General features: G+C 66.5%; 8 protein-coding genes. 4 read left to right on the top strand and 4 right to left on the bottom strand.

The annotated features are described in order from the left end of the window. Positions 1-67: 67 nt before the first annotated feature. Positions 68-1741, bottom strand: coding sequence for an alpha-amylase family glycosyl hydrolase (locus tag ABD024_RS12885; protein ID WP_343853289.1), 1674 nt, complete (start codon positions 1739-1741; stop codon positions 68-70). 126 nt (positions 1742-1867) lie between these two features. After that, positions 1868-4759 carry a TonB-dependent receptor gene (locus tag ABD024_RS12880; RefSeq protein ID WP_343853287.1) on the bottom strand — a complete coding sequence of 964 codons (2892 nt, stop codon included), beginning with the start codon at positions 4757-4759 and terminating at the stop codon, positions 1868-1870. Between the two features lie 432 nt (positions 4760-5191). On the opposite strand from ABD024_RS12880, the gene ABD024_RS12875 reads away from it, so the two are divergent. After that, complete coding sequence (locus ABD024_RS12875) at positions 5192-6814, top strand: alpha-glucosidase (RefSeq protein ID WP_343853285.1); 1623 nt, start codon at positions 5192-5194, stop codon at positions 6812-6814. A gap of 17 nt (positions 6815-6831) precedes the next feature. Continuing rightward, positions 6832-7800, top strand: a complete 969-nt coding sequence (locus ABD024_RS12870) for an alpha/beta hydrolase (RefSeq protein WP_343853283.1) — start codon at positions 6832-6834, stop codon at positions 7798-7800. A 92-nt stretch (positions 7801-7892) separates the two neighbouring features. On the opposite strand, the gene ABD024_RS12865 is transcribed toward ABD024_RS12870, so the two are convergent. Both ABD024_RS12865 and ABD024_RS12860 read right to left on the bottom strand, forming a co-directional pair. After that, positions 7893-9521: a M28 family metallopeptidase gene (locus ABD024_RS12865; protein ID WP_425543162.1), complete on the bottom strand. Its 1629-nt coding sequence runs from the start codon at positions 9519-9521 to the stop codon at positions 7893-7895. A gap of 254 nt (positions 9522-9775) precedes the next feature. Continuing rightward, a complete protein-coding gene (locus tag ABD024_RS12860; RefSeq protein WP_343853279.1) occupies positions 9776-10210 on the bottom strand; it encodes a PepSY domain-containing protein in 435 nt (144 codons plus the stop codon). A gap of 135 nt (positions 10211-10345) precedes the next feature. On the opposite strand from ABD024_RS12860, the gene ABD024_RS12855 reads away from it, so the two are divergent. Beyond that, positions 10346-10948, top strand: coding sequence for an FHA domain-containing protein (locus ABD024_RS12855; protein ID WP_343853277.1), 603 nt, complete (start codon positions 10346-10348; stop codon positions 10946-10948). Continuing rightward, positions 10945-12654 (top strand): protein kinase domain-containing protein, encoded by a 1710-nt coding sequence (locus ABD024_RS12850; protein ID WP_343853275.1) that lies wholly within the window; start codon positions 10945-10947, stop codon positions 12652-12654. Before ABD024_RS12855 ends, ABD024_RS12850 begins: the two co-directional genes overlap by 4 nt. Positions 12655-12661: the final 7 nt, after the last annotated feature.

Below are 12661 nucleotides of genomic sequence, written 5' to 3'. Positions count from 1 at the left end.
AGCTTGGCAATGGCAGCGTTACGCCGGCGGGAGGGAACGGGTTTTGTCATCGCATCGGGCTCCGTGGTCACTGCAGGATCGCCGTGGCGTACGCCGGTATCTGCAGGCGGTCGTGTTGCAACGTGGTGTCGGGCCTGCTGTGCAACCGCACGGTGCGGAAAGGCTGTCCGTCCAGCGGGATCGACTGCGCCTGGCCGGACAGGTTGTGCACCACCAGTACGTGGCTGTGTGCGTGGTCGAGCCGCCAGGCGGCGATGTGCGGGTTGTCCACGGGCCATGCCTGGATCGCGCCGTCACGCAGCACGGGGAGTTCGCTGCGCCAGTGGATCAGCATCGTGTAGTAATGCAGCAGCGAATCCGGGTCGGCCTGCTGCGCCTGGACCGATACTGCCGGGCCGTCGTGCGCGGTGAAGGCTTTCCAGGTGGTTTCGCCCGCGGCGTCCGGCACGCGATTCCAGCGCATCGGTTCGCGCAGGTTCGGGTCGGGTTTCTGCCCGCGCATGCCCAGTTCCTCGCCGTAATAGACGAACGGCTGGCCGGGCAGGGTGAGCAGCAGCGCGGCGGCCATGCGCATGTGCTGCGGGTTGTCGTCGAGCTGGCTCATCACGCGTTCCTGGTCGTGGTTGGACAGGAACGGTGCGTCCACACCGGATTTGCCGGCGACCTTGCGGTAGGCGGCATCGGTGTGCGCGAGCAGTGTGCCGAGATCGCTGGCGCGTTCGCTCTTCGCGCTGTCGATCAGCCGCGTCGCCAGCGGAAAATCGAACACCGCGTCGAGCGGCTTGAAGTACGGCGCCAGCTCGTCGGCGGAGTCGCGGGTCACCTCGCCGACGAGGTAGGCCTGCGGGTCAACCGCATCCAGGCCTTGGCGGAATTCGGACCACCAGGCGAGGTTCTTCTTGAGCGTGAGCGGATTGTCGGCGTCCGCCTTGAAGTCGTAGTAGATGTGCTGGGCGGCATCGAGACGGAAACCGGCCACGCCTTTCTTCAGCCAGTACTGGCCGTGCTTGACCATCTCCTTGCGCACCGCCGGTGTGTCGTAGTCGAGGTCCGGCATGTTGCGGGAGAAGTCGCCCAGGTAATGCGCCGCGCCAAGCGCATGCCAGGCCTGCGCACCGGCGGCGTCCGCGGCGTGCAGATCGGTGTGCGGGCCGGCCCAGCTGTACCAGTCGTGATGCGGATCAGCGGGATCGCGCGCAGCCGTGAACCAGGGGTGTTGATCGCTGGTGTGGTTGATCACCAGGTCGATGATCATCTTGATGCCGCGCTGATGCGCCTCGCGCAGCAGGCGCTCGAAGTCGGCCAGCGTGCCGTACTGCGGGTTGATCGCGTAGTAGTCGGTGACGTCGTAGCCGTGGTAGCTGGGCGAGGGGTTGATCGGCATCAGCCAGATGCCGCTGACGCCGAGCGACTGGAGGTAGTCGAGCTTCGCGGTGACGCCGTTGAGGTCGCCGATGCCGTCGCCGTCGGTGTCGTACCAGCTGCGCACGAAGATCTCGTACCAGACGCCGGAGGGTGCCGCTGCGGCAGGAACGGCGGGCGCAGCTGCGGCCGGTGCAAATCCGCCCAGCGCGGGCAGGGCGAACAGCGCGAACAGCACGGACGCCGCGAGGCAGCGGAGCATGGCGCGAAGGCGCATGGCAACACCTATTCCGAGGGCCTTTGCCAGCAGCGCCGCCGCCATCCAGCCGGCGGTGCCGCCGCCGACGATCACGATGCGGCGGATGCGGGGATCGTTCATGTCATGGCTCCTCGGCGTGCGGTCTTCGCTGTCGCGCCGCCGTCGCTGCGGATGCGCGGATCATGAAAAAAAACCCCGCCGGAAAACACACAGCGGGGCGCCTTGGGAAGGTAAGGCTGATACGACTTACTGGAACTTGTACGAGACGCCGATATCGTAGCGGCGGCCGTAGCGCTCCCACGTCAGCACCTGGCGCGGGTCGTTGTTCTGGTAAGTGGTGAAGATCTTGTTGGACAGATTGGAGCCCTGCACGATGAAGGTCAGGCCCTTCAGGCTGCCGCTGTCGAAGCTGTAGCTGACCTGGGCGTCGTAGGTGCTGCCGCCCTGGATGGTCTGCTCGATGCGGGAGGCGCTGATGCCCGACACGCGGCCGAGGAAGCTCGACCGATAGCTGTCGCTGACGCGCGCCTCGAAGCCGTTGTGCTGGTAGTACAGCGTGGCGTTGGCAACCCACTTCGACAGGCCCGGCACGGTGATCGGCGTGCTGTTGCCGGGGAACACCAGCGAGCTCTTGGTGCGGTTGCCGGTGAGGATCGCGCCGAAGCCGTCGAGTGCCGGCGTGACCAGGTTGAACGGCAGGTTCAAGGTCACCTGGCCGCCCTTCACGTAGCCGTGGCCGTCGTTGGTCGGGCCGGAAACGATGCCCTGGGTGGTGCCCAGCTGGGCCTGCTGCACCGGCGTCAACCCGAACGGCAGGAAGCTGCTGAAGTCGTACAGGTAGGCCGCGTTCGGGTTGATGTAGTCCTTCAGCTTGAGGAAGTAGCCGGACAGTGCGAAGTAGCCACCGCCGCTGCGGCACAGGTCCGAGGTCTTCGCGTCGGCGGCGTTGCATTCGTAGCCGTTGCCGCCGGAGAAGTAGTGTTCGTAGCTGACGTTGTAGTTGTCGGCCATGGTCGGCTTGAGCTTGGCGTTGCCGCCCGAGGCGCTGAAGTACGCCTGGTTCGGGTCGGTCGACTGCAGGCGCGTGATGTTGCCGCTCACCCCGAGGCTGGCGTTCATCTGGTCCATGCGCGGGCGGGCCAGGGTGCGTGCGGCGCTGACGCGCAGGTCGTCGTTGTCGCTGAAGCCGAAGATCAGGTTGGCGCTGGGCAGAGCCTTGGTGTAGCTGGTGCTGCCCACCACCGGGATCAGCGTGATCGCGTTGCCGGTGATCGCGCTGCCCGGCGCCACGCGTTCGCCGGTGGCGCGCTGCGTGGTGTGCTGCGCCTGCACGCCGAAGTTGCCGCGCAGGTTGACGCCGCCCAGGTAGGTGTCGAGGTTGAACTGCACGAACGGGGTCAGAGTCTTCTCGCGTACCTTCCAGTTCGGCGGCATCGACAGCGACGAGCCGAAGGTGGGTACCTGCTGCAGGGTGCCGTTGTCGATCAGGTCGAACGGGTTGTAGCAGAGCTGGGCGGGAACGCCCATCCACGACAGCGGGGAGCACGGCGTGCCGCTGAACGGCGCGGTGGTGACCGCGTTGCCGCCGCTGATGGTGCCGCCGCCCAGGGTGAGGAAGCTCTGGTCGATGTGGTAGCTCTTGTCGCGGGTGCTGTGCGCTACGCCGAATTCCATGCTGGAGAACGGGCCGCTGGAGAAGCTGCGCTCCACGCTCAGGCGCAGGTTGGCCAGGTAGTCCACGGTGTGCGGCGCATTGATGAAGCCGGCCTGCACCACGTCGTTGCCGCCGCCCCAGCCCTGCGGGTCGGTCAGCACGACGCCGTTGGTGTAGTCAAGCGACGGGGTGAGGTAGAGCAGCCCGTTGCTGCGCTCGACGAAGCCGAGGGTGTCGGTGGCGCCGTTGGCCGGGGTGAAGCCGGTGCCGGAGTAGCTCTCGAGGTTGATGTCGCGGCGGGTGGCGCGCGAGTAGTTCGCGTCGAGGTCGGCCGTCCAGTTCTCGTCGATGGTGAACTTGTTGTCCCAGTTGAAGTTGTAGACCCGGGCGCTGGTGCTGTTGTAGTCGTTGCGGATCACCGGCTTGACGCTGCCGTAGGTGCCGCTGGTGACCATGCCGTTCTGTACCGTACCGCCCGGCTGCAGCTGCGCGGAGCTCCACCACAGCGGGAACTCCATGCCCTTGGCCTGCTGCACTTCCTTGAAGTTGTCGTAAGTGAGGTCGACGGTGCCGGTGTAGTGCTCGTTCGGCTGCCACTGCACGGTGGCCAGCACGCCGCGGCGCTTCATCGTGTCAGAGATGCCGAAGTTCTTCGCGCCGCCGATCACCGCGTTGCCGTCGTTGTCGTTCGGGTAGCCCCACGGCTGCTGGTGCTGGATCTGCGAGGGGTTGGATTCCAGGTCCACGCCAAGGGTGACGCCGAGGGTGTGGTCGGCGAACTGGTTCACCCACACGCCGTTGAGGTTGTAGCCCTTGTCGCTGACGCCGGGGCCATTCGCCAGCTGGGACATGTCGTTCCAGACGTAATGGGCGTTCAGCGCGGCTTCGGGGCCGCTCTTCTCCAGCGGACGGATGGTGTGCATGTCGACGGTGCCGGCCAGGCCCTGGCCGATCAGTGCGGCCGACGGGGTCAGGTGCACCACCACGTTGTCGAACCAGCTCGACGGGTACTGGTCGAACTCCACGTCGCGGTTGTTCGAGGTCGAGACCTGCTGGCCGCCGTTGACCAGCGCGGTGGAGAAGTCCGGGCCCAGGCCGTGGATGGTCAGCACCTGCGGGCGACCGCTGATGGTCTGCACGGCGAGGCCGGGCAGGCGGCCGAGGGTGTCGGCGATGCTCACGCCAGGCAGCTTGCCGACCTGTTCGGCCGAGACGGCCTCGACGATGGTGCTGGCGTTGCGCTTGAGCGCGGTGGAATTCTCGATGCTGCTGATGAAGCCGTTGACTTCGACGGCCTGCAGCTTCTTCGTCTTGTGCTTGCTGTCGGTGTCTTTGCTGTTCTTGTCGATCGACGACGGCTGGGCCTGATCTTGCGTGTCCTGTTGCTGGCTGGCCGAGGGTGCGGTCCCGGCGTAAGCCGTGGCGCAGACGCCAAGGCACACCGATGCAACCGCCATTGCCAGCACGTTATGTTTCAGAACCATGTACTCCCCTCCCACAAAGGTGTGTCGCCGTCGATCTCGGTTATTGGATTCCCCCGCGCTTCCGTCGGCGACGACCGTCGGCAGGTGCGCTGCCGAGGTTTTCGGCGGCGTGTTTGCATGGTAGGCCGGCATTTCCGCAGCGAAGCATTTTCTGCATACGTATTCATGGCGGGCGCCTTGGCGCGCTTATCGCATTGCAACATCGCGCATCCGGGAGGAGGGTGGATGCGGCGCGGGCCGCGGTGCGACTTGGCATGGGCGCATGACGCGTGAACCACCGCCGGCACGCCTAGCACGCGGCATGCCGCGACTGCAGCACGAATGAATACGTATGCACACCCGTGCTGGTCGCAACGACGCTGCGGCTAAGCTGATCGGCATTCAACGACGGGCGGTCGAATGTGCCCGCCTCATGCTGCGGGGACACGTTCAATGAGTGATGCACCCTGGTGGCGCGGAGCCGTCACCTACCAGATCTATCCGCGCAGCTTCCTGGATACCGATGGCGACGGCGTGGGCGATTTGCCGGGCATCATCGAGCGGCTCGACTACGTGGCCAGCCTCGGCGTGGACGCGATCTGGATCGCGCCGTTCTTCCGCTCGCCGATGGCCGACTTCGGCTACGACATCGCCGACTATCGCGATGTCGATCCGCTGTTCGGCACGCTGGCCGACTTCGACGCGCTGCTGGCGAAGGCGCATCGCCTCGGCTTGAAGGTGATGATCGACCAGGTGCTCAGCCACACCTCGATCGAGCATGCCTGGTTCAGGGAAAGCCGCGAGAGTCGCAACAACCCGAAGGCCGACTGGTACGTGTGGGCCGACGCACGCGAGGACGGCAGCGCGCCGAACAACTGGCTGTCGCTGTTCGGTGGTCCGGCCTGGCAGTGGGAACCGCGCCGCGGCCAGTACTACCTGCACAACTTCCTCGCCGCGCAGCCTGACCTGAATTTCCACCACCCCGAGGTGCGTGCGGCGATTCTCGACAGCGTGCGCTTCTGGCTCGACAAGGGCGTGGACGGCTTTCGCCTGGACGCGATCAACTTCTGCTTCCACGACCGGGAGCTGCGCGACAACCCGCCCAAGCCGAAGGAGAAACGCGTGGGCCGCGGCTTCAGCCCGGACAATCCGTACGCGTTCCAGTACCACTACTACAACAACACGCAGCCGGAGAACCTGGCCTTCCTCGGCGAGCTGCGCGCGCTGATGGACCGCTACCCCGACGTGGCCACGCTGGGCGAGATCTCCTCGGAGGATTCGCTGGCGACGATGGCCGAGTACACCCGCCCCGGCCGGCTGCACATGGGCTACAGCTTCGAGCTGCTGACCGACGACTTCAGCGCCGCGCACATCCGCGGCACGGTGCAGGCGCTGGAAGCGCAGATGACCGAAGGCTGGCCGTGCTGGGCGATCTCCAACCACGACGTCGAGCGCGTGCTGACGCGCTGGGGCAGGGATCAGCCCTCGCCGCAGCTGGCCAACCTGCTCACCGCGATGGTCTGCTCGCTGCGCGGTTCGGTATGCGTGTACCAGGGCGAGGAACTGGGCCTGACCGAGGCCAAGCTGCCGTACGAGGCGCTGCAGGATCCCTACGGCATCGCGTTCTGGCCGCAGTTCAAGGGCCGCGACGGTTGCCGCACGCCGATGCCGTGGAACGATGCCGACGCGCACGCCGGTTTCAGCCGCGGCATGCCCTGGTTGCCGGTGCCGTCGGAACATCGCGCGCTGGCGGTGAGCCGGCAGGACGCCGACCCGCATTCGGTGTTGAACGGTTTCCGCAGCTTCATGCATTGGCGCAAGTCGCAGCCTGCGTTGCGCTGGGGCGAAATTGCCTTCATCGACACCGCCGAGCCGGTGCTGGCGTTCACCCGCCGCCTGGCCGGGCAGACCGTGCTGGTGGTGTTCAACCTGGCCGGTGCCGCCATCGACATTCGCCTGCCTGCGACACTCGACCAGCCGCGCGTGCTGGACGGCCATGGCCTGCTGCAGGGGCATTTCGATGGCGGCCGGTTGCGACTGCCCGGTTACGGCGCCTGGTTCGCCAGCGTGGAATGATGGCGCGGCGCTGGTTCATGCGAGCTCTGCTGTGCGGCGTGCTGCTGGTCGGCAGTGCGCCGGCGGCGCTGGCGTCGAACAAAACCGGCGTGGTGCAACTGCAGCTCGATGCAGCGGCGTTCGCGCCGGAGAAGATCGCGGTCACGGTGTACCTGCCGCCGGATTACGACCACGCCGCGGCGCGCCGCTATCCGGTGCTGTATGCGAACGACGGCCAGGACATGGAAGCTGTCGGCCTGCCGTCGACCCTGGCGCAGTTGTACCGGGACAAGGCGATCGAGCCGGTGATCGTGGTGGCGATCGGGATGCTCGCCGATCGCGCCAGCGGTTACGGCCTGTCCGACCGCGCCGCGGCACGCAGCCTGGTCGGCGGTTCGCCGATTGGCCCGATCGGTACGCGCGCGCAGGATTATTCCGCCTGGGTCGCCACGGCGCTGGTGCCGTATGTGGACGCGCACTACCGCACGCGCAGATCCGCACGCGGGCGCACGATGCTGGGCTGGTCGCTGGGCGCGTTGAATGCGTTCAATCTCGGCTGGCAGTATCCGGAGGTGTTCGGCCAGGTCGGCGCGTTCTCGCCCTCGTTATGGCTAGCTGCGGATCGCGGCAGCGCCACGGCGGTGCAGCACACGCGGCTGGCGCAGGCGATGGTCGATCGCGCTCGCAAGCGTGCAGGCTTGCGCATGTGGTTCGCGGTGGGTACGGCGGAGGAAACCAAGGATCGCGACGGCGACGGCATCAACGATACCGTCGACGACACGCAGGATCTGCTGCAAGGTTATCGCGGCGCCGACGGCTTTCGCCTGCGCGGGCTGAAGCAACTGGGCTATACGGTCAACATGGATGTCGCGAAGCATCCGTCGCGGCACGCCGACGCCACGCTGTTCCTGCTGCAAGGCGGCGTGCACAACCAGGCGTCATGGAAACGGATGCTGCCGGTGTTCCTGCGCTGGGCCTACGGCCGGCCCCGGCGAAAACCGTTGTAGGAGTCCGCTCGCGGGTGATGCTTGCTCCGAATCTCCAGAGCAGAAGCATCGCCCGCGAGCGGGCTCCTACATGCAGATGACGGACCTCGAACCTATTTCCGCTCGGCGGCGCTGGCGTCGCGGGTGCCGCGGAACTCGGAGTCCTTGCCCCAGTTCGGCCACTGGTCGGAGTTCGCCAGGTCGTCGCCGACGATGTAGAGCAGCTGCAGGTCGCGCGCCATGCCGGTGAACGGCCAGTTGGCCTGCCATTCGTCGGCGGGCTGGTGGTAGCGCTTGGCGGTGTAGTCGTCTTCCGCCGCCTTGCCGGCATTCAGGCCGCCGTCGATCCAGTCATTGCCCGAGCCGAACGAGACGGCGGGCACGCCGCGCTTGGCGAACGAGAAGTGGTCGGAGCGGAAGAAGTGGCCGGCTTCCGGTTTCGGGTCCGCGGTGTAGACCACGTCGTGCTGCTTCGCGACGGTGACCAGGTCGTCCAGCAAGCCGAGTTTCGCGCTGCCGGAGATGGTGAAGTTGCGCGCCGGGCCGTGCGGGTCGAGCGCATCCATGTTGAGCACGCCCACGGTGGTGGCCAGCGGGTACAGCGGGTTGGCGGCGTAGTACTCGGAGCCGAGCAGGCCCTTCTCCTCCGCGGTCACGTTGAGGAACACCACCGAGCGCTCGGGCTTCGGCCCCTGCGCGAACGCGCGGCCCATCTCGATCAGCGCGGCGGTGCCGGTGGCGTTGTCGACGGCGCCGTTGTAGATGCGGTCGCCTTTCGCGTCCGGCGCGCCGACGCCGAGGTGGTCCCAGTGGCCGCTGTAGATCACCGTCTCGTCCGGGCGCCTGCTGCCCTCGACGCGGCCCACGATGTTGTGCGAGGTGATCACTTCGGAATCGACCTTGAAGTTCGCCGACAGGCTCTCGCCCTTCAGCACCACTGGCTTGAAGTCGCGGGTCTGCGCCTGCTTCTTCAGCGCATCGAAATCCAGCCCGGCATGCTTGAACATCTGCACGGCCAGGTCGCGCTGGATCCAGCCTTCCAGTTCCGGGTGCACCGCAGCTGGCTTGTCGCGCACGATGTCGAACATCGCGTTGGTGTTGGAGTTCTTCACCGTGGCCCAGCCGTACGAGGCCGGCGCGGTCTCGTGGATCACCAGCATGCCGAGCGCGCCCTGCCGCGCGGCTTCTTCGTACTTGTAGGTCCAGCGGCCGTAGTAGGTCATGGCCTTGCCGCCGAAGTCGCCGTGGCCGGTCTCGAAGTCGGGGTCGTTGACCAGCACCACGGCGATCTTGCCGTGCAGGTCGACGCCCTTGAAGTCGTCCCAGTTGCGCTCCGGCGCCTTGACGCCGTAACCCACGAACACTAGCGGCGCGTTGGCGACCGCGACCATGGTCGAGCCGTCCATCGGCGCGCGCACGGCGATCTGCTCGCCCTGGGTCAGCGCTTCATGCTTGTCGCCCAGGCTCAGTTTCAGCGTGGGCGTGCCCACGATCTGGCTGCGCCGCAGCGGCACCGCCTGGGTCCAGCTGCGCTTGCCGTCCTTGAGGTCGCCACCTGGCTGCAGCCCGGCGGCTTTCATCTGCGCCACCACGTAGTCGATGGTCTTCGTCTCGGCCGGCGTGGCCGGACCGCGGCCCTCGAAGGCATCCGAGGACAGTGTCTTCACTTCGGCGGACAGCCGCTGGGGGCTGAAGGTCGGCGTGTCGGCGGCCTGCACGACCGAACACGCGGCCATGATCATTGCGGAAAGGAGCAGTCGCTTCACGGGCAGTCACCTGTAGAGGAAGGAACCTGCCGATAGTAGTGAGGCGAGCTGTGCCGGTCCATCCGGCGCCGAGCAATGTATTCTTGCCAAGGTAGTGAAAAATTGGCGCGGGCCATGGATGGCTCACGTCAAACCAGGCACTGCAGTGCCTGGTTTGACGTGGCCGAGTACGGGCACATATGCCGGATTCGGCGCGTTGAAAAAGACAGGCTTTTTCAACAACCCGCTGGCTAGTAAGTGCCGATCACCTTGCCGTTGGTGGCGTCGATTTTAAGTTTGACGCGGTTGCCGGCGGGGTTGTCCGCCTTGGCCTTCCACATGCCGTCCTCGAATTCCACGTCGTGCACGTGCGTGTACCCCTGGGTTTCCAGCGACGCACGCACGTCCTGCTTGCTCAGCTGCGACACCTGCCTGTCCGGGTACACTTGGCCGGTCTTTGCGTCGATGCGCAGGTCCACCCGGTCGCCGTTCGCGCTCTTCGCCTCGGCGTGCCACATGCCGTTCTTGAACTTCAGGTCGTGCACCCTGGTATAGCCTTGGGCGGTAAGCTGGCTCTGCACTTGCGGTTCGGTCATGGCTTGCTGCGCCGTCGCGGCGTCGCAGACTCCCAGCGCGAACGTTCCAAGCACCAGAGTGAAAGTCAGAGAAGCGAGCTTGTTCGTCATGGGGGAGCACCTCGTTGCCTGTGGAAAGCCCGAGTCTTGAGCAGGCCCATTCAACCCGCAGTGAACGCGAACTGCCGTCGCCGGCTGCCGTTAAGGCATGTGACGTGCGCGTCAACGATTTTCCGCCCGGTGGCCATGGCCTGTGCCCGGCTGTCGCCAGTTCGTTATAGTGCCAACCTGGTTGGGAGGCATGGGGTTTCGATGAGCGATCGTGGTCAGGCACCGTTCCGCTCCGGCGAACGATCTTCAGGACCGCAGGGCACCCGGTTTTTTTCCACCGAGGCATTGCGGCAGTACGCCAGCGATGCCGCGGACGGGGTGGATGGCCGGATCAGCGTGCACGAACCGGTGCTGGAGGGCAGCAGCCCCGGCATCGAGGGTCGCCGCTTCACCCTGCGCCCGGGCCGGCAGGCCATCGGCCGCCGGGCTGACAACGAGATCGTCGTCGACGACCTCAGCGTATCCGGCAACCATGCCTGGATCACCAACCAGCAAGGTCGCTGCGTCATCGTGAATACGCTATCCACCAACGGCACGTTCGTGAACGACCGACGCATCCACGAGGCAGTTTTGCGGCATGGCGATCACATCCGCCTGGGGCAGGCGGAGTTCGTATTCCTGACCCGCGAGCCCGGCCAGCCAGGAGCCGCATCCCGGCGCTGGGTCGGCGCGATCCTGCTGCTTGCCGTGCTCGGCGCCCTGGGCGTGCTGGCATGGTGGTTCCTCGGGTTGCCGTGAGCGAGAGCGCCATTCCGCAGCAGGTCGGCCGTTATCGCATCGAGGGCATCCTCGGCGAAGGCGCGATGGCCGTCGTCTACGCCGGTTTCGATCCGGGCATCGAGCGCAAGGTGGCGATCAAGTGCCTGCACCGGGAGATTGCTGCCGATCCCGCCTATCGGCGCCGGTTCCTGATCGAGGCGCGCGCGGCAGGCCATCTGACCCATCCGCACATCGTCACCATCTTCGACGTCGGCGAAACCGACGATGGCCGCTCGTACATCGCGATGGAGCGCCTGTCGGGCGAGACGCTCGCCAGCGCGGTCAGCCGCGAAGGGTTTCCGTCGCTGCCGGTGATCATCGACCTGGTGGGACAGCTCGCTGCGGCGCTCGACTATGCGCATGCCCGTGGCGTCGTCCACCACGACATCAAGCCCGAGAACATCATGCTGGCCGAAGGCTGGAGCTACGCCAAGATCAGCGATTTCGGCATCGCCGAACGTCGCGGTTCGCCGCGTGATGTCGGTGGCCTGCCGGCGGAAATCGGCGGCACGCCGGCCTACATGGCGCTGGAGCGCCTGCGCGGCGAACGCAGCGATGCGCGCAGTGACCTGTTCTCGCTGGGCGTGGTGCTGTATTGGCTGGTCACCGGCAAGCTGCCGTGGCCGGACATCGGCAACATGCAGCAGCTGGTCAGGAAGCGCCTGCGCTCGCCGCGCCCGCCGATTCGGCCGCGCGACCCGGCGACACCGTCGATACTTATCAGCATCGTGCGCACCTTGTTGGCGCCCACGGCGGAGTCGCGTTACCAGCGTGGCGCGGAGGTCATCGACGACCTGCGCCTGGCCGAGCGCGAGTACGAGCGCGCGCGCGAAAATCCGCTGGCGACCCGCATCATTTCATTGCGCCTGCGTTGGGCCAGCAGTCTGGGCGCCATCCTGACCCTGGTGCTGGTGCTGGGGCTGGCTGCGATCTACGCCAAGCAGAGCGCTGCAGTGACCGGTGTGGCGCTGGATTTCGGCAGCTCGATGGGCCGCATGATCGCCAGCGAATCGGCCGAGAACCTGCTGCTCGACGATCATGCCGCCACCCGCGCCCTGGTCACGGACGTCTCGCGCAACCAGCAGATCCACTACCTGGCGATCGCCGATCGTGCGGGCGACATCATCGCCAGCACGCGGCAGGAGGAAGTCGGCCACAAGCTGCTCGCTCCGCAGGGGATGAAATACCTGCCGCGACCGGACGATATCCAGAGCTATCTCAGCCGCACCGCGGGCGATCAGGCGCAGGGCGGAATGCTGCTGTTCGACGTGCCCATCCGTTACCAGGCGAAGACGGTGGGCGACCTGCGCCTGGGGATCAGCAATGCGGCCTTGGACGCGGCGCAACGGACCACGCTGTGGGTGATCGCCATCGTGCTGGTGCTGACCCTGGCGGCCGTCGTCGGTGCGGCCTACTGGCTGTTCCGCCGGCCGCTCAATACGCTGAACCTGCTTGGCGATGCGCTGCTGCGGGTGGCGCGTGGCGACTTTCGCCATCGCATCCGGCTGACCCGCCGCGATGAGCTGGGCCGGCTGTTCGCTACCTTCAACCTGATGAACGGCGCGTTGCAGGCCCGGCAGCATCGGCCCGGGGAGCCGTCCGCGCCGGCAAGCGCCGGCGTGGACGTGACGCGGCCGACGCGGATCATGTCGGTGACGGCCGACGAAGGCGGCGGCGAGGCCTGAGTCGCAG

This window comes from Rhodanobacter soli, from assembly GCF_039523495.1.
In the GTDB taxonomy this organism is placed as follows: Bacteria; Pseudomonadota; Gammaproteobacteria; order Xanthomonadales; family Rhodanobacteraceae; genus Rhodanobacter; species Rhodanobacter soli.
This window is presented reverse-complemented; position numbering and strand designations above follow the sequence as displayed.